The organism is Sphingomonas sp. RIT328 (genome assembly GCF_000632225.1).
Classification (GTDB): domain Bacteria; phylum Pseudomonadota; class Alphaproteobacteria; order Sphingomonadales; family Sphingomonadaceae; genus Sphingomonas; species Sphingomonas kyungheensis.
The window spans coordinates 26,194-43,023 of sequence record NZ_JFYV01000007.1 but is presented as its reverse complement, the minus strand read 5'-3'; the positions used below and the strand labels follow the sequence as shown (position 1 = coordinate 43,023).

Genomic DNA, 16,830 nt, shown 5'->3' with positions numbered 1-16,830 from the left:
ACTAACGTGCAGCCTCGCTGCCCGCCACGGCCGTGCCGCTCGCGGTGAAGTCCATCATCGGCGCGGCGTTGCGGTCATAGCGCCGCCACGCCGGCAGGCCGTCACCATTGGGATCGCCGGTGGTGGCGAAATTGAGGAGGTAGCGACTGATGAGGCGGCCCATGGCGTCGTCCCGCGCGGTGGTCGCCGCGCCATATTTGACGCGCTGCGTAGCGAAGAAGAAGGGGACGTCGGTGGCGTGGCCGGCACCGCCGCCACTACCGCCCGGCGCGGCTTGGGCCACATAGGAGAAACGGTAATAATAGGTCGGCACCCCGGCATCCGCGATCAGCCCGGCGAGCGTGCGGGCACCGCGGATCATCATGCCGTCCGGTCCGCCGATGTCGTTGCTGGTCGCGCCGATCATGACCGGGACATGCCAGAACGTGCCGCGGCGATAGGTCGCCGCCACCGGCAGCGCGATCGTGCCGTCGGGATAGGGCGAGGCGAAGGTACGCGGCGTGCCGCTCCCCGGAAACAGCGCGCGCATGGTCAGGCCGTCGACGACCTGATCCGTGGTGAGCGCGCGCAATCGCGTTGCCGCGTCGGGGGCGTCGGCCGCGATGCCCTGGCCCGCGGCGAAGGCGAGGCTAGCCGCCTGCGCCGCATCGCGGGTGGCCGCGCCGCTCTCGCCGTCACCGCCCGACATCACGACGGCGCGCGCGAACAGGCCTTCGCTCATCGGCGAGGTGATGAGCGTGTGCACCGACATGCCGCCGGCGCTTTCGCCGACGATCGTCACGTTGCGCGGATCACCACCGAAGGCGGCGACATTGGCCTGGACCCAGCGCAAGGCGGCGAGCTGGTCCATATAGCCGTAATTGCCCGATGCGCGCGCGCCCGCCGGGCCTTCGAGCGCGGGATGGACGAAGGTGCCGAACCGCCCGACGCGATAGTTGAAGCTGACGACCACCGCGCCCTGCCGCGCGAGGCGTGCGCCCGCATAGGTCGCCGGCGACGAGCCGCCGTTGACGAAGCCGCCGCCATAGAACCAGACGATCACCGGCAGTCGCGCGCGCGGGCTGCGCGGCGCCCAGACGTTGAGCACGAGACAATCCTCCGACGGCACCGTGCCGAGCGGCGCCGCGTCGCTGGGGAACGGCTGTTGCGCGCAATCGTGGCCGTATGCCCGCGCCTCGCGCACCGCCGACCAGCGCGCCACCGGCTGCGGCGCGCGCCAGCGGTCGGGGCCGGTCGGGGGCGCGGCGAAGGGGATGCCCAGCCACTGCCGCACGCCATCCGCGACGAGGCCGCGCACCGGGCCCGCGTTTGTCCGCACCACCGGCGCCGGCTCGCTGGCGGATGCCGCAGCGGCCATCGCCGGCATGAGGATCATCGACAGTGAGCGTGCGCGCATGATGCCAGTCCTTCCGCATATCCTGATGGTTCACCGCTCGCGCAGCCGCCCGCCCGAGCCGTCATACCGCCGCCGTGCCGGGCATGGCCGCCTGCACCACCCGCTGATCGAGCCGCCCGAACGTCGCCGCGCCGCCCGCCGTCATCGCGACGCGATCGCCGAAGGACAGGAAGGGCGTCTGTGCATGGCCCCGTGCCAGCATCTCGATCACGCGACGCTCCGACAGGCAGGTCGAGCCGACGCGATCGTAATCGGGATTGGAAACCGTCCCCGAACCGATGATCGTCCCCGCCGGCAGGTCGCGCGTGCGGGCCGCATGCGCGATCAGATCATGGAAGCCGACCGCCATCGCGCCGCCGTCCGGATCGCCGAACCACGATCCGTTGACCTCGACCCGCAGCGGCAGGCAGACGCGCCCGTGCCGCCATGCGTCGCCCAGGCCATCGGGCGTGACCGCGAACGGCGCCATGCTGCAGGCGGGTTTGGCCTGCACCCAGCCGAAACCGGTCTTCATCTCGATCGGGGCGATCGCGCGCAGCGACCAGTCGTTGATAAGGACGATCAGCACGACATGCGCCAGCGCGTCCGCGGCGGAACAGCCCATCGGCACGTCGTCGGTGATGATCCCGAACTCGCCTTCGAAATCGATGCCGTCGGCCTCCGACGGGAAAGGCACGTCCTGCTGCGCCGCGAGGAAGCGGTGCGACAGCCCCTGGTACATGAGCGGCCGATCGGTAGCGATCGGATCATGGCCGAACGCCTGCTGCATGAGCGTGCCGTGCGTGGTGAACGCCGACCCGTCGAGCCATTGCCAGGCGCGCGGCAGCGGCGCGAGCAGCGAAGCGGGATCGAGCGGATCGCCGCCGCCCGCATCGAGCCGCGCCGCCAAGGCCCGCAGCGACGGTGCGACGGTCGCCCAATCGTCGACCGCCGCCTGCAAGGTCGGCGCGATCGCACCGGCGCGCGACTGGCGCCGGCCATCCGCGGAGACGACGAGCAACGTCCCGTCGCGGCTGCCGTCGGCGAGCGTCGCGAGCTTCATGCCGCCTCCTCGAAAATCGCGACCGCGCGCGTCCAGCCCGCCGAACCGCGCTTCACCTTGGCCGGGAAGCAGGACACGGTGAAGCCGAAGTCGGGCAGCTGGTCGAGGTTGGTGAGCTTCTCCATATGGCAATAGCCGATGTCGCGGCCGGCCTTGTGCCCCTCCCAGATCAGCGAGGTGTCGCCCGTCTCGGCGACCTTGCGGGCGGTCAGCGCGAAGGGCGCGTCCCAGCTCCACGCATCGGTGCCGGTGACGCGGACGCCGCGGCTGGTCAGCCACATCGTCGCCTCATAGCCGATGCCGCAGCCCTTGCCGAGGAAGTCCGGCCCGCCGAGCGCCGCGCCGGCGGCGGTGTTGACCAGGACGATGTCGAACGGCTGCAGGTCATAGCCGATCCGCGCGAATTCCGCCGCCATCTCCGCCGCGGTGACGACATGTCCGTCGGGCAGATGGCGGAAGTCGAGCCTGACGCCGGGGCGCAGGCACCAGTCGAGCGGCACCTCGTCGATGGTGATCGCGCGCGCGCCGCCGTCCATCGTCGGGTGATAATGCCACGGCGCGTCGAGATGCGTGCCGTTGTGCGTGGTCAGCGTCAGCGTCTCCGACGCGGCGAAGCCGAGGCCGCCGGGGATCTGCTCCGCCGTCAGGCCGGGAAAGAAGCCCTGCACCTCGGCGACCGTCTCGGCATGGGTCTGATAGGTGATCGACGGCCGCATGAACGGCGGATCGGTGATGACGTCGGGATCGAGCGTGATCGACAGATCGATGAGGCGGCGGGTCATCGCGGTTCCTTGGTGCGGTACGGCCGGCGCAGCGCCCGGCGCAGGCCGATGGGAGTGACGATCGCGGCGAGCAGCGCGCCGTAGAGGATCCTGGCGAACAGCGCCGGCACAAGCGGGATCGCCGCGACGGGCAGGAGGAGGGCGAGCAGCCAGCCGATCGCCGCCCCCACGCCTGCGCCCAGCAGCGCGGTCGCCAGCGATCGACGCAGCAACGCCGCGCGCGCTTCCGCCGCCGCCAGCCCGGCGCGGCGCAGCTTCGCCGCCGCGATCGCGCCGGGCACGAGCGACGCCATCAGCGCGATCATCAGGCTCTGCGGCACGAAATCCATGCCATAGCCGCCCGCCCCCGCGACGCGCACGCTGGCCGGGGTGCCGAAGACCAGCAGGAAGAAGATGAGGCTCAACACCGCATTGATCGCGACGCTGATCGCGGTCTCGCGGTACAGATAGCCGGCATCGGGAAAGACCGGGCGCGGGGCGGCGACGGCATTCATCCGGCGCGGCCGCCGAGCGTGTCGGTGAACCAGTCGGCGATATAGTCCCGCCCGTAGCTCATATTGTCCGCGCCGACATGTTCGACGCCGCCTTCGCGGGCGGTAAAGATCTTGAAGCCGACCCTGGGACTGTTGACCAGCCCGGCGCGCGTCTGATGCGCGTAGTCGAGCGCGATCTGGCGATCCTTCTCGCCATGGGTGACGAGGAAGGGCACGCGGATGCGGTCGAGCACGCCGTCCAGCGTCATCGCCTCGGCCTTGGCGAGGAAATCGTCCATGTCGGCCGCGCCGAAGGTCCACATGACGTGCGCCCAATAATGCGGGACGGGGTTCTCGCCCTCGCGCCGCAGCCTTTTCTGCTGCACCTCGGCCCAATTGTGGTTGGCGCCCCAGACCGCACCGCTCGCGAACCGCGGTTCGAAGGCGACCGCGCGCGGCGCGAAATGACCGCCGAGCGAGATGCCGGTCATGCCGATCCGCGCCGGATCGACCGCGTCCTGCGCCTCCAGCCAGTCGACGGCGCGCGACGCCCAATGCTCGCTGTGCGGATCGACCGGCAGGCCTTGCAGGCGCAGCGCCTCGCCGGTGCCCGGCTGGTCGACGCACAGGGTCGAGATGCCGCGCCGCGCCAGCGCCTCGGGCAGGCCCGACCAGAACAGCAGCTCCTTGCAGCTGTCGAGCCCGTTGCAATAGACGACGACCGGTTTCCGCCCCGCCCCCGGTGCGCGGGTGAAGAGCGCGGGCATATGGCCCTGCTCCAGCGGAATCTCGACCCGTTCGCGGCTGAGGCCACCGAGCCGCGTCGCATCGCCGAAGGCACGGAGCGCACGCGCATAGGTCGCCTCGCGCCCCGCCGAGCCATGCGCCTGCATCCGCTCCGCGACGAGCAGGTACAAGGCGGCGCGGTCGAGCTTGGCGGCGGCGGAATAGCCGTGGCCCGCCGCGACATCCTCGTCGGCGAGGCCGATCAGCCGGTCGCCCATCTCGACCCAGCGCGCCATGAACTGCGGCGTGCCGGCATCGCCGCCGCCCGCCGCCGCATCGCGGATCGGCTGGCACATATCGACGATCTCACCGATCCGCCCGCCGCTCTCCAGCGCGATCGCGACCGACAGATTCCAGATGTAGTTCGGGAAATATTCGAACAACGCCATCGGATCAGACCCCCGCCGCGGTGAACAGGCGCGGATCGGGCTTGGGATGCGGCATCGTCTGCGGGCCGCCGACGCCGATCCCCCATTGGTCCATCGTCGTCGGTCCGGGGGCATGGACCTGATCGACATGCGCGTCGAAATCGACGTGCTCCAGCTCCGAACTATATTCGACCGCGAAGCCGTTCGGCGTGGTGAAATAGCTGAACGTGTTGTTGCCCGCGGTATGCCGCCCCGGCCCCCACAGGATGTCGGTGCCGGCACGCTTCAGCCGGCGGATGCCCGCCATCATGTCGTCCACCGTCAGCATGTCATAGGCGACGTGGTTGAGGCAGGCCGGCCCCGGCAGCAGCGCGAGCCGGTGATGCGCGCTGTTGCAGCGCAGGAAGCACATGAAATCGCCGAGCCAGTCGCTGACCCGGAAGCCCAGCACCTCGACGAAGAAGCGCACCATCGCCCGATGATCCGGCGAATGCAGGACGATATGGCTGATCTTCTGCGGGATGCCTTCCCAGCGGTTGAGCTGGCGCGGCGTGCGCCGGTCGACGCCGGCGGACACTTCGAACGGCAGCCCGTCGGGCGAGAAGAAGCGGAAGCCATAGCCGCCGCCGAGCGTATCGAGCGCGCGCGGGGCGAAGATCACCCGGCAGCCGGCGGCGACGACCCGGTCGTGCAGCGCCTCGACATCGGCATCGCCGTCGGCGGCGAGCGCGATGACGTCGATGCTGTTGGTGTCGTCGGCCCGCAACCGGACGACATAATTCTCGTCATGGCCCTCGGCGGCGAAATGCACCATCCCGTCCTTCTCGCCCGCGTCGATCAGTTTCCAGTCGTCGCGATAGAAGGCACGTTCGGCGTCGAGGTCGGCCACCGCATAGCCAACGTAGCGGATTTCGGTCACTCGGCTCATCACATCAGCTCCTGTGCGCAATCATGTCGATGGGGGGGTCAGATCGGGGCGGCGACCATGTCGAACATGGCCTTGGTCGCGGCGGCATTGTCGACCGCGGGGGCGCGCCCGATCTGGCCGTGGCAGATGGCGAGGCTCGAGCGCACGATATAGGCGCAGCGATCGAAGCGCCGGTCGCGATAGGCGGTCAGCGCCGCCGCCAGCGTGTCATACCGGCCGAGTTCGTCGGCGAGCACGATCGCATCCTCGATCGCCATCCCCGCGCCCTGCCCGAGATGCGGCGTGGTCGCATGCACCGCGTCGCCGAGCAGCACGACCCGCCCCTCGTGCCATGGCCCCTCGACCAGCAGCGCTTCGAGCGGGCGGTAGACGACGCCGGCATCGTCGGTGATCCCCTCGGCGAGCGCGCGGATCGCCGGCGCGGAGGCGGCGAGCTTGGCGCGCATCGCCGCCGCCAGCCCCTCGGTGGGGTAGAAGGGATTGCCCGGCTCGCTGGTGGTCACGAACAGGTACATCAGCGTGGCGGAGATCGGCACCAGCCCGACGCCGTTCGGCCCGTTATAGACCTGCAAGGCGTCCATGTCGGCGAGCCGCGGCAGATTGTACCGCCACACCGCCTGGCCGGTGAATTCGGGTACCGGCGCATCGGGGAACAGCCTGCCCCGCGTCTGCGAATAGGCGCCGTCCGCGCCGATGACGAGATCGTAGCGGCCGCGGCTGCCGTCGGAGAAGGTCACCGTCACGCCGTCGCCGTCATCGGCGAGATCGGTCGGCATGATCCCCAGCCGCACGGTCGCGCCGCTCGCCAGCGCGCGGTCGCCCAGCACGCGGTGCAGCGCCGGTCGGCCGATCCCGACGTTCGCCGGCCGGTCCTCGACCAGCCGCGGCGACGGGATGCGCGCGACCTTCTGCCCGCTCGGCACGAACACCTCGACCGCGTCGAAGCCGACGCCCGCCGACAGATAATCGTCGAGCAGGTCGAGCTGCGCCATCGCGCGGACGACATTGGCCTGCTGGATGATGCCGACGCCATAGACCGACCAGCCCGGATCGCGCTCGACCACCTCGACCGTGTCGCCGCGCCGGCGCAAGGCGATCGCCGCGGTCAGTCCGCCGATCCCGCCGCCGATCACGAGGATCTTCATCGCATCCATCGTTTCGCCTCCCCCTGAGATTTCACCCGGCGAACCACCGATCAATACCGCACCCGCGCCCGGATGCCGAAGTAACGGCGCGAGTCGCGGCTGAGGAATTGTGCCGTCGCCAGCCCGGTGTTGGTGACGCCGGCGTCGGTGTTGCTTCCCGATGCGGCGGTGATCTGCGTCGCATAATGTTTGTCGAGAAGATTGTTGGCGAAGAGACTGATCTGATAGCCGCGCCCGTCATCGGCCTTCAGCCCGATACTGCCGTTGAGCACGCCGTAACCACGCTGGAAGGTCAGCGGATTGCCGCCGATGTCGAAATTGACGGAGCTCTGATACGACCAGTCGGCCTGGACGAAGCCATCGAACGGCAGGCTGGGCAGGGTGACGTCATACGTCCCCGAGACGGTGTATTTGAACTTCGGCGCATTGGCGAGCCGCGCACCGGCGAGGTTCTGCACGCCGGTCGAGGTCGTCGCGCTGACGCAGACGCCCGGCGTGGTCGCCACCGTGCCGACGACGAACGGTTCGCCCGGATAGCAGGTGGCGGTCGAGAATTCCTGGATGCGCGCGTCGGTGTAGGAGGCTCCGCCGTCGAGGCGCAGCGCGCGGAACGGGCGGATCGACACGTCGCCCTCGATGCCGCGGCTGCGCAGGCGCGGCGCGTTGGCGAGCAGGAAGGTCAGCACGCCGCCGACATTGGCCGCGGTCTGCGTCTGGAAATCCTTATAGTCGGTCCAGAAACCGGCGAGGTTGAGCTGGACGTGATTGTCGAAGAACTGGCCCTTCAGCCCGACCTCATAGGCCTTGGAATGTTCGGGGCGGATCGGCGTCGACGCGCGGGTCGGCGTGAAGCCGCTCGACACGTCATAGCCCTGCCCCTTGTAGCCCGTGGCATAGGAGGCATAGACCATCGTCGACCGGTTGAGGTCCTGGCGCAGCGCCGCCTTGTAGGTGATCTGGTCGTCGCTGCTGTCGCCGGCGCAGCCGGTGCCGCAGGTCGCCGCGGTCGCGCTCGACCGCAGATCGGTGAAGCGGACGTTGATGGTTTCGCGGTTGAAGCGGATGCCGCCGTCGACATGGGTGGTGCCGGTGATGTTGAGCGTCGCCTGGCCGAAGGCGGCATAGCTCTCGGTCCCGGCCCGGCCCGTCCATTGCTGCGCGCCCGGCCCGAAAGCGAAGCGCTGGAAGCTGCGATCGGTCTGGCCGTTGGCGTAATAGAGGCCGCCGACATAGCTGAACGGCCCGCCGCCGCTCGAGACGAGGCGCAGCTCCTGCGAGAATTGCCGCGCGTTATACTCCGAGATCTGGCTGACGCCGCCGGCATTGCCGGCGATCGAGGCGAGGTCGGTCAGATCGGTGTCCTCGCGCGTCGCCAGATCCCAGGTCTGATACCCCGTCACCGCGATCAGATTGGCGAAACCGAGGTCGAGCGTCGCGCGGCCGATGTAGAGCGACTGCTCGCTGTCGCTCTTCGGCCGGACGTTGACCCGCGTGTCGTAATTGCCGGTCCCCGGCACGATCCCGACCAGTCCGGGCGCGAGCAGATTGCCGGCGAAATAGGGCTGCACCGCGAAGATGCGCGTATTGGCGGACTGGATATAGCGGAAGGTGCGGACCGGCTCGGTCACGTTGCGCGAGGTGCTGGCGATCAGCGCGATGTTGAGCCGCGAGGTCGGATCGATGTCGACGCGGATGCGCACGCCATTGCTCTTCTCGCCGCCGAGCCGGTCGCCGCCGGCGCGATTGTTGATATAGCCGTCGCGGTCGACGACGAAGAAATTGGCGCGCACGCCGAGCCAGTCGGTCACCGGACCGGAGATCGATCCGTCGAGCCGGAATTCCTGGTCGGTCGTGAGTTGCGTCGCGACGCCCGCCTCGAGTTTCGACGACGGCGCCTGCGACGCGATGTTGACCACGCCCGCCGACGCGCCCTTGCCGAACAACGTGCCCTGCGGCCCGCGCAGCACCTCGATCCGGGCGATGTCGGACAGGCCGGAGAAGGCCTGCGCCTGTTGCAGCAGCGCGACATCGTCGAGCACCACCGCCACCGCCGGTTCGACGCCGATGCTGAACGCATTGGTGCCGATGCCGCGGATGTTGATGCTGTTCGATGTCGCGACATCCGTCTGCGTGACGGTGAGACTCGGGACCGCGCGGGTGACGGCGGCGACGTCGTTGATGCCGCGGGCGATCAGCGTGTCGGCGGTGAGCGCGGTGACGGCGACCGGCACGTCGCGCAGCCGCTGTTCGCGCTTCTGCGCCGTGACGACGATGTCCTCAAGCTGACCGCTGTCCTGCGCCGCGGCCTGCGCCTGCGCATTGGCGCCGACGCCCTGATCCGCCTCGGCCGGCTGATCGGGCCGGGTCGCGCCGGGCGTTTCGGTCGGAACGATCTGGCCCGCCTGGGCAAAGGCCGGCGATCCGACCAGGGCAGCCGCCGACGCGAGCAGAACCGCAGTGCGCTTCATACATCCTCCCAATGTTCCGGCGTTGTCGCCGTCTGTTGACAGGGTGATATGGAACCGGCGGCATTCGGGAAAATTGTTAATTTAGCTCGTTTTCCATCACTCCGATTTGTGATCCGGCGGCGGCGGCGCGAATCTGGCGACGGCGTGGCAGCGCGTCCGCAGCCAGCGCAGGCCCTGGTCCAGATGCCGGGTCGAATGATATTGCAGCACCTGGATCATCGGCGGAATATCGAACGGCAACGGCGCGATGCGCAGGTCGAGCCGCTCCGCCATCAGCATCGCCAGCCGTTCGTGCATCAGCGACAGCCGCAGCGTATCCGGCAACAGCCAGGGCACCTGCAGGAAGGACGGCACCGCCACCTCCACCTTGCGCAGCAGGCCACGCTGCGACAGCGCGTTTTCGATGAAGGTGTTGCGGCCGTCGATCTGGACGACGACGTGACCGGCGGCGGCATAAGCGTCGACGCCGATCGGCTGCGCGAAGATCGGATTGTCGCGCCAGCCGACGACGACGTGCCGCTCGCGCCACAATTCCTCGGTCGGGTGGCGCAGGTCGGCGAATTCGATCGGCACGATCGACAGATCATATTCGCCCTTGGCCAATCGATCGGACGTGTCCTCGCGGGGCGACAGCAGGTCGAGCCGGACGTGCGGCGCCTCGCGCCGCAACAGGGCGAGCAGCGGCTGAATGAACACCGTCGTGGTGTAATCCGACGCGACGATGCGGAACCGCCGTTCGGAGACGGCGGGATCGAAGCCGGTCGCGGACGAGATCAAATTCTTGAGCAGGACGATCGCGCTGGCGATCTCGGGCGCGAGCGACAGGGCATGCGGGGTCGGGATCATCGTCTTGCCGTGGAGGACGAGCAATTCGTCCTGGAACGCCTCACGCAGTCGCTTGAGCGAGGCGCTGGTCGCCGACTGGGTCAGATTGAGCCGTTGCGCCGCGCGCGTCACGCTGCGCTCCGCCATCAGCGCCTCGAACGCGACGAGCAGATTGAGGTCGAACTTGTCCAGCCGCATGCGCTTCTCCGCCGGGCCTCGTGCCGCCGCCGACGCCCTCTCCTGCTACCGGAATGGCGCAGGGAGCCAGGATTTACCATCGCCTGGCATATGCGCGGGTGTTCAGACCGCGCGACGCCGGGCGATCGCGGCGAGAACATGCGCACTGGGCTTGAGCGTGCGCCGGAACGTCGTCCGGTCGACGCTCGCCAGCCCGTAGCGGGGGCCGTAACCGAAGATCCATTCGAAATTGTCGAGCAGCGACCAATGGCAATAGCCCAGCACCGGCACGCCCTGCGCCATCGTGTCGTGCAGGTGCGCCAGCGCCGCCGGGATCAGCGCGGCGCGTTGCCGGTCGTCCTGCGTGTTGACGCCATGTTCGGAGACGAGCACCGGCACCTTCGCCACGTCCCAGGCATAGTGCACCGCACCGGCGAGCGAGGGTGGATAGATTTCCGCGCCGGACGCATTGAGCATCGCCCCTGCGGGGGGCGGCAGCCGGCCCTCCGCGCCGATGCGCGACCGCTCGTAATTCTGCACGCCGACGAAATCGTCGCCGCGCGCCGCCTCGAGCCAGTCGGCATAGCAGAGGCGGCGCTTGCGATCGCGCGCCTCGGGTGCGCCGACCGCCTGATCGTCCTCGATGGCGAGCGTCACGCCGACCGGCAGGTCGGAGCGCACCGCCTTGATCGCCGCCCGCCCGGCGCGATGCGCGGCGATCATGATCGGCAGCGCCGCCTCGGTCTGTGCGGCGCTTTCGATCATCATCGCGACGAAGCGGTCCGATCCATAGGCCCGCGCCGCCGCCGCGCGCACCGCGTCGCTGCCGGCCAGCGCGCGGGCGGGCAATTTGTAGCGCAGCAGGCGCATCAGATTGGGTTCGTTCAGCGTCGCTGCGGCGTGGATGGCACCGGCCAGATGCCGCGCCGCGCGGTCGCAGAAGCGCGCGAACAGCTGCGGCGCCTCCGGGTTGGTCCAGCCGCCGGCGAGGGCGAACCAGCGCGGGCAGCTGAAGTGGCTGAACGTCACGATCGGCTTGATCCCGCGCGACCGGCAGCCGTCGATCATCGCTTTGTAGTGATCGAGCATCGCGATCGAGACCTGGCCGGGCTCCGGCTCGATCCGCGCCCATTCCAGCGAGAAGCGATAGCTGTCGAGGTGCAGACCGCGGACGATGTCGAGGTCGACCGGCCAGCGCTCGAAGCTGTCGCAGGCATCGCCCGACGGCTCCTTGAAGTTGGACGGGGTGAGATGCTCGACCGCCCAGACGTCGCTGTTGGTATTATTGCCCTCGGTCTGGTGGCCGGAGGTCGCCACGCCCCACAGGAAGGAGGGCGGGAAGACGCGCGGCGCGGCGGCCGCCGGCGCGGGGGTCAGGCCGACCGTCGCCGCCGCGCCGGCCAGCGGTATCATCGCCGCATTCGCGATCATGGCCCGCCGGTCTATGGTCGTCATGCGAGGTCTCTCCTGCTTGCGCCGGCAAATGACGGCCGCGGGCGGATGATCGCCCGGCGAATGTCTCCGGCTCGGCTGTTTGCGATGAGGGTAAGCCGGACGAAGCAGCGATGATAATCGTTTGAATCGCTGGTGAACCATCGATGCGGTGCGTGGTCCGGTCAGGAGCGCGGCGTCGAGGCGCTGCCGCGATGCGGTCGCGCCGCGTCTGTTGCGATGCTGCCGGAAGCGGGATAAGTTCCGAACAATCGATTGCAGCGGCTGCGGCGGAGGGGAGACGATGCTGACACGACGCCAAGGGCATCGGCGGATCACCGCGGGCGGGCCGACCCATGCCCATGCCCATGTCACGCCCGACGCCTTCGATGCCGGGGCGTCGCAGGCGCGGGTCGCGCGCGACCGCACCGGCGCGTGGCCGTGCGGGCCCGCCACGGCCTTCGGGGGGCGCGGCTGATGCGCTTCCCACCGACGATCGACCGCCGCACCCTGCTCGCCGCGACCGGCGCGGGGCTGGCGATGCCGCAGGCCGCGACGGCGCAGCGTGCGCCCGAACCTGCGCCGGGGCCGCTCGGGCCGCTGTCGGCGGCGTGGCGGGCGGCGGAGACGCTGCCGCTGTGGCCGGGCACGCCGCCGGAGACCGGCTTCGCCGCGCAGCCGCTGCCGCCGGACAGCCCGCCGGGTTTCTTCCGCAACGTCGCGCGCCCGACGCTGCACGTCTTCCGGCCGCAGTCGGGCAACGGCCGCGCGGTGCTGCTGATCCCCGGCGGCGCCTATACGTTCATCGTCGGCACGCATGAAGGCGGCGACACCGCGCAGGCGCTGGCGGCGCGCGGCTATACCGTCTTCGTGCTCATCCACCGCCTGCCCGGCGAAGGGTGGAGCCACCGCGCGACCGTACCGCTGCAGGATGCGCAGCGCGCGATGCGCGTGATCCGCGCAGCGGCGGGACGGTATCGCTTCGCGGCGGAGGCGGTCGCGGTGGTCGGCTATTCGGCGGGCGGCCACCTCGCCGCCTCGCTGGCGACGGGATTCGGCGAGCGCGTCTATGCGCCGCGCGATGCGATCGACACGATCGATCCGCGTCCCGCGGCGGCGGGGCTGATCTACCCGGTCATCACCCTTGCCGCGCGCTACACCAATGCGGCGAGCGTGGAACACCTGCTCGGCCCCGCCCCCGACGAGGCGCTGGTCGCGCAGCGCTCGCCCGACCGCCACGTCGATGCGACGACGCCGCCGACCTTCCTCGTCCATGCGCTCGACGACACGGCGGTGCCGCCCGAGAACAGCCTGATGATGCTGGCGGCGCTGCGCGCGGCGAAGGTTCCGGCGGAGATCCATCTGTTCGAGCGCGGCGGCCACGGTTTCGGCCTGGGAACGCCCGGCGCGCCGAACGGTGAGTGGCTGGCGCTGTTCGATGCCTGGATGCACCGTCACTGACGGCTGCTCGCAATCGTTTGCGAGTTTTGCCGCTAAGCTCTTGTCGGAGACGGCGTTTTCGATCACCCTGCCGACGAGAGCGCGACAGCGCCGGATATCGGGAGGATGCAGCGATGAACCTGACACGGCGGGATTTCCACTTCGGCCTGATCACCGCGGCGGCGACGCTGCCGTCGCTGGCAGCGGCGCAATCGCCGGCAGGCGACGCAGCGATCCTGGCGCGGGTCGATCCCGAATTGCGCGAGGGCGCGAGGATGATCCTTTCCCGCCCGTTGCCCGATCCGCTGACCCCCGACGCGGTCCGCGCCATCCGCCGGACGTTGCCGCCGGCGCCGTCTCCGCTGCCGCCGCCCGCCGCCGCGGTCGAACGACGGGTCGCGCCCGGCATCGCCGGATCCCCGCCGGTCGGCGTCATCGTCATCAACCGCAAGTCCGGCACGCCGCCCCGCCCCGCCATCCTCCATATCCACGGCGGCGGCATGATCCTCGGCCGGGTCGCCGACACGATCGTCGCGTCGCAGCGGCTGGCGGAGGAACTCGATTGCGTGGTGGTCGAAGCCGATTACCGGCTGTCGCCCGAGACGCCGTTTCCCGGGCCGCTCGACGACTGTCACAGCGCGCTCGTCTGGCTCCACGCCCATGCGGCCGAGCTGGGCGTCGATGCCAGGCGGATCGCGGTGATGGGCGAGAGCGCCGGCGGCGGGCTGGCGGCGATGCTGGCGATCGCGGCGCGCGACCGGCGCACGGTGCCGCTCTGCTATCAGCTGCTGATCTATCCGATGCTCGACGATCGCACCGGCAGCACGCGGGCCGTGCCGCCGTTCATCGGCACGATCGGCTGGAATGCGGCGGCCAACCGCTTCGGCTGGACCAGCTTCCTCGGCCGGCCGGCAGGCAGCGTCCAGGTGCCGACCGGCGCGGTGCCGGCGCGGGTCGACGATCTGAGGGGGCTGCCGCCTGCGTTCATCGGCGTAGGGTCGCTCGATCTCTTCGTCGGCGAGGACATCGCTTATGCCGCGCGGCTGATCGACGCCGGGGTGGCGACGCAATTGCACGTCACGCCGGGCGCCTATCACTGCTTTGACGGCATCGCGCCCCAGGCCCGCGTCGCCATCGCCTTCACCACCGCCTGGAAAGGCGCGCTGCGCGCCGCGTTCGCCGCATCGGCCTGACATAAATCAGGCCGTATTGCATGGCTTTGGATGCCGTGATACGCCAGCGCAACCGATTGCGCAAGACAGTCGGTCGATCAGGAGAGGATAGCATGATGATCTTCATGCGTGCCGCCCGGCTTGGCAGAGACGCCAGCCCGTCGCATGCCCGTGGCGCCCTGCGCCTCCATCTCGGCGCGTCGCTCGGCGCCTGCGCCATCGCACTCGCCGCGACCCCGGCCGTGGCGCAGCAGGATACGTCCGCCGCGCCGACGACCGCGACCGCCACCGCCACGGCGGTCGACACCGCGCCGCAATCGACCAGCGACGTGCCGACCCCCGACGGCTCAGACATCATCGTCACCGCATCGAAGACCGGCGCCGAGCGGCTCAACCGCGTACCGCAGGCGATCCAGGCGTTCACCGGCGCGACGCTCAAGGAGCGCAACGTCCGCGACGGCGCCGACCTGATCCAGCTCATCCCCGGCGCATCGCAGGCGCAGGAGATCGGCGCGGGCTATCGCATCTTCTCCTTCCGCGGATCGGGCGCAGGCGGACCGATCGGCGACGGGCTGGTCGGCTATTATCTTGACGACACGCCCTTCGGCGTCCCCAACAATCAGAGCGCGCCGCCGGTCAATTACTTCGATCTCGACCGGGTCGAGGTGCTGCGCGGCCCGCAGGGCACGCTCTACGGCCAGGGCTCGGCCGCCGGCACGATTATCTACCACACCAAGAATCCCGATCTGCGCCGCGTCACCGAGGCCGGCGAGGCGGAGGTGTCGACGACCAACGACGCCAGCAAGATCAACTATCGCGCCGCGGCGGCCCTCTCCTTGCCGCTGATCACCGACACGCTCGGCCTGCGGATCAGCGGCGGCTATGATTACAAGGCCGGCATTGCCGACATCTATGCCGGCGCGCCGACCGGCACGCCACGCGCGCGCAACGCCAATGACGTCGTCGCCAAGGACCTGCAGGCGGTGCTGTTGTGGAAGCCCGACGCGCTGACCACCGTCCGCCTGCGCGGCTGGTATTTCAGCACCGACCAGAATTACCTCAACGTCACCAATTCGGTCGATCCGCCCTATGCCGCCTATCAGGGCGACGTCGTCGGCTATGACCGCCGCCGCGCCCTCTATTTTTCCGGTACCGTCACGCGCGACATCGGCAAGGTGACGCTGACCAATGCGACCTCCTATCAGAAGTCGCTGCCCGGCGGTTTCCAGGTCGGGCTCAACCTCGGCGCGCCGCTCGGCATCGGGGTGCTCAACAATGGCGGCGACGCCAAGAACTTCGTCAACGAATTCCGCGTCGCCACCGCCGGGTCCGGCCCGTTCCACGGCGTCGCCGGCGTCTTCTACCAGAATGCGACCGGCCTCTATACCTTCGACATCAACTTCCCGGCGCTCGCGCTGTCGGGCAACACCGTCACCAAGACCGAGAATTACGCGATCTTCTCGGAGGTGAGCTACCAGCTGTTCGGCGGCAAGCTGGTGCCGCTGGTCGGGCTGCGCTATTTCAACGATCATCGCACGTCGGACTCGCTGTCGAACGGCACCCGCGTGTTCAGCAACGCCAATCCCGACGCGGTCACCTGGCGCGCCAATCTGGCCTATTATCCCGATCAGGATCTGATGGTCTTCTTCAACGCGGGCACCGGCTTTCGCAGCGGCATCCTGCAATCCAAGGCGCAGGCCGATGCGGTGATCGCCGACGGCGTGCCGAGCGCGCTGTCGCTGACCCCCGACCGGTTGCGCAACCTCGAAATCGGGTCGAAGGCGACGCTGTTCGGCGGCGGGCTGCGGCTGGCGGTCAGCCTGTACGACATCCGCTACACTAACATCCAGAGCGCCTTCAACACGTCGATCGGGCTCGCCGCCTTCGCCAATCTCGGCGACGGCTATTCGCGCGGACTCGATGTCGAGGCGACGTGGCGGACGCCCGCCAAGGGGCTGGTCCTGTCGGTGGTCGGCAACGTCAACGATTCGAAGTTCAGCCGCGTGCTGCCCGCCTTCGGCACCGCCAATCCGCGCATCGGCGACGGACAGCGCCTGCTCAACACGCCGCCGTTCAACTGGCGCGGCGACGTCACCTACGATCACGATATCGGCGGCTACGACCTGTTCGCGACCGGATCGGTCACCGCGATCGGACGGTCCCGCAACGGCGATGCGACGGTCGATACGCTCGATCCGTATCAGCTCTACCGCGCCAGCGTCGGGGTGCGGTTCGATCGCTATGAGGTGCGGCTGTTCGCCGACAATATCTCGGATTATCGCGGCCCGACCGCGGCCAACGGCCCGACCTTGCTCGCCGGCCCGCGGCCGCGGACGATCGGGCTGACCTTCCGCCTCAACAGCAACTGACGCACGGGCGTCGGCGGCGCGTCGCCGT

The 16,830-nt window shown here is 69.4% G+C and carries 14 protein-coding genes; 4 read left to right on the top strand and 10 right to left on the bottom strand.

Annotated elements, in window-relative coordinates; translation table 11 throughout:
• Position 1 precedes the first annotated feature (1 nt).
• The 10 genes from BW41_RS04290 to BW41_RS04245 form a co-directional block, all read right to left on the bottom strand.
• Positions 2-1,396, bottom strand: coding sequence for a carboxylesterase/lipase family protein (locus BW41_RS04290; RefSeq protein WP_037531777.1), 1,395 nt, complete (start codon positions 1,394-1,396; stop codon positions 2-4).
• Between the two features lie 61 nt (positions 1,397-1,457).
• The gene (locus BW41_RS04285; RefSeq protein WP_037531775.1) at positions 1,458-2,438 is read right to left on the bottom strand and encodes a fumarylacetoacetate hydrolase family protein; all 981 of its coding nucleotides are present in this window, start codon (positions 2,436-2,438) and stop codon (positions 1,458-1,460) included.
• Positions 2,435-3,220, bottom strand: a complete 786-nt coding sequence (locus BW41_RS04280; RefSeq protein WP_037531774.1) for a cyclase family protein — start codon at positions 3,218-3,220, stop codon at positions 2,435-2,437. Before BW41_RS04280 ends, BW41_RS04285 begins: the two co-directional genes overlap by 4 nt.
• Positions 3,217-3,714: a hypothetical protein gene (locus BW41_RS04275; RefSeq protein WP_051583244.1), complete on the bottom strand. Its 498-nt coding sequence runs from the start codon at positions 3,712-3,714 to the stop codon at positions 3,217-3,219. Before BW41_RS04275 ends, BW41_RS04280 begins: the two co-directional genes overlap by 4 nt.
• The gene (locus BW41_RS04270; protein WP_037531772.1) at positions 3,711-4,868 is read right to left on the bottom strand and encodes an alpha/beta hydrolase family protein; all 1,158 of its coding nucleotides are present in this window, start codon (positions 4,866-4,868) and stop codon (positions 3,711-3,713) included. Before BW41_RS04270 ends, BW41_RS04275 begins: the two co-directional genes overlap by 4 nt.
• Positions 4,869-4,872: 4 nt before the next feature.
• Positions 4,873-5,775 carry a VOC family protein gene (locus BW41_RS04265; protein ID WP_037531771.1) on the bottom strand — a complete coding sequence of 301 codons (903 nt, stop codon included), beginning with the start codon at positions 5,773-5,775 and terminating at the stop codon, positions 4,873-4,875.
• A 38-nt stretch (positions 5,776-5,813) separates the two neighbouring features.
• On the bottom strand, positions 5,814-6,929 hold the full coding sequence (locus BW41_RS04260) for an FAD-dependent oxidoreductase (protein WP_037531770.1): 1,116 nt from the start codon (positions 6,927-6,929) through the stop codon (positions 5,814-5,816).
• A 41-nt stretch (positions 6,930-6,970) separates the two neighbouring features.
• Positions 6,971-9,388: a TonB-dependent receptor gene (locus BW41_RS04255; protein WP_037531769.1), complete on the bottom strand. Its 2,418-nt coding sequence runs from the start codon at positions 9,386-9,388 to the stop codon at positions 6,971-6,973.
• Positions 9,389-9,484: 96 nt separating this feature from the next.
• Positions 9,485-10,411 carry a LysR family transcriptional regulator gene (locus BW41_RS04250; protein WP_051583243.1) on the bottom strand — a complete coding sequence of 309 codons (927 nt, stop codon included), beginning with the start codon at positions 10,409-10,411 and terminating at the stop codon, positions 9,485-9,487.
• A 102-nt stretch (positions 10,412-10,513) separates the two neighbouring features.
• A complete protein-coding gene (locus tag BW41_RS04245; protein ID WP_037531768.1) occupies positions 10,514-11,845 on the bottom strand; it encodes a family 1 glycosylhydrolase in 1,332 nt (443 codons plus the stop codon).
• A gap of 280 nt (positions 11,846-12,125) precedes the next feature.
• Here BW41_RS04245 and BW41_RS21185 point away from each other — a divergent pair, with 280 nt between their 5' ends.
• The 4 genes from BW41_RS21185 to BW41_RS04230 all read left to right on the top strand — a co-directional run bounded on the left by BW41_RS21185 (position 12,126) and on the right by BW41_RS04230 (position 16,802).
• A complete protein-coding gene (locus tag BW41_RS21185) occupies positions 12,126-12,299 on the top strand; it encodes a hypothetical protein (RefSeq protein WP_153810789.1) in 174 nt (57 codons plus the stop codon).
• On the top strand, positions 12,299-13,282 hold the full coding sequence (locus BW41_RS04240; RefSeq protein WP_037531767.1) for an alpha/beta hydrolase: 984 nt from the start codon (positions 12,299-12,301) through the stop codon (positions 13,280-13,282). The genes BW41_RS21185 and BW41_RS04240 overlap by 1 nt, the downstream gene beginning before the upstream one ends.
• 113 nt (positions 13,283-13,395) lie before the next feature.
• Positions 13,396-14,454 (top strand): alpha/beta hydrolase, encoded by a 1,059-nt coding sequence (locus BW41_RS04235; protein WP_037531765.1) that lies wholly within the window; start codon positions 13,396-13,398, stop codon positions 14,452-14,454.
• A 92-nt stretch (positions 14,455-14,546) separates the two neighbouring features.
• Positions 14,547-16,802 carry a TonB-dependent receptor gene (locus BW41_RS04230; RefSeq protein ID WP_235199502.1) on the top strand — a complete coding sequence of 752 codons (2,256 nt, stop codon included), beginning with the start codon at positions 14,547-14,549 and terminating at the stop codon, positions 16,800-16,802.
• Positions 16,803-16,830 lie beyond the last annotated feature (28 nt).

Excerpts from the sequence above, each read along its gene's own strand:
- BW41_RS04245 (WP_037531768.1), bottom strand. The coding sequence starts at position 11,845 with ATGACGACCATAGACCGGCGGGCCATGATCGCGAATGCGGCGATGATA.
- BW41_RS04230 (WP_235199502.1), top strand. The coding sequence starts at position 14,547 with ATGATGATCTTCATGCGTGCCGCCCGGCTTGGCAGAGACGCCAGCCCG.
- BW41_RS04290 (WP_037531777.1), bottom strand. The coding sequence starts at position 1,396 with ATGCGCGCACGCTCACTGTCGATGATCCTCATGCCGGCGATGGCCGCT.
- BW41_RS04255 (WP_037531769.1), bottom strand. The coding sequence starts at position 9,388 with ATGAAGCGCACTGCGGTTCTGCTCGCGTCGGCGGCTGCCCTGGTCGGA.
- BW41_RS04240 (WP_037531767.1), top strand. The coding sequence starts at position 12,299 with ATGCGCTTCCCACCGACGATCGACCGCCGCACCCTGCTCGCCGCGACC.
- BW41_RS04285 (WP_037531775.1), bottom strand. The coding sequence starts at position 2,438 with ATGAAGCTCGCGACGCTCGCCGACGGCAGCCGCGACGGGACGTTGCTC.
- BW41_RS04250 (WP_051583243.1), bottom strand. The coding sequence starts at position 10,411 with ATGCGGCTGGACAAGTTCGACCTCAATCTGCTCGTCGCGTTCGAGGCG.
- BW41_RS04235 (WP_037531765.1), top strand. The coding sequence starts at position 13,396 with ATGAACCTGACACGGCGGGATTTCCACTTCGGCCTGATCACCGCGGCG.
- BW41_RS04265 (WP_037531771.1), bottom strand. The coding sequence starts at position 5,775 with ATGAGCCGAGTGACCGAAATCCGCTACGTTGGCTATGCGGTGGCCGAC.
- BW41_RS21185 (WP_153810789.1), top strand. The coding sequence starts at position 12,126 with ATGCTGACACGACGCCAAGGGCATCGGCGGATCACCGCGGGCGGGCCG.
- BW41_RS04260 (WP_037531770.1), bottom strand. The coding sequence starts at position 6,929 with ATGGATGCGATGAAGATCCTCGTGATCGGCGGCGGGATCGGCGGACTG.
- BW41_RS04275 (WP_051583244.1), bottom strand. The coding sequence starts at position 3,714 with ATGAATGCCGTCGCCGCCCCGCGCCCGGTCTTTCCCGATGCCGGCTAT.
- BW41_RS04270 (WP_037531772.1), bottom strand. The coding sequence starts at position 4,868 with ATGGCGTTGTTCGAATATTTCCCGAACTACATCTGGAATCTGTCGGTC.
- BW41_RS04280 (WP_037531774.1), bottom strand. The coding sequence starts at position 3,220 with ATGACCCGCCGCCTCATCGATCTGTCGATCACGCTCGATCCCGACGTC.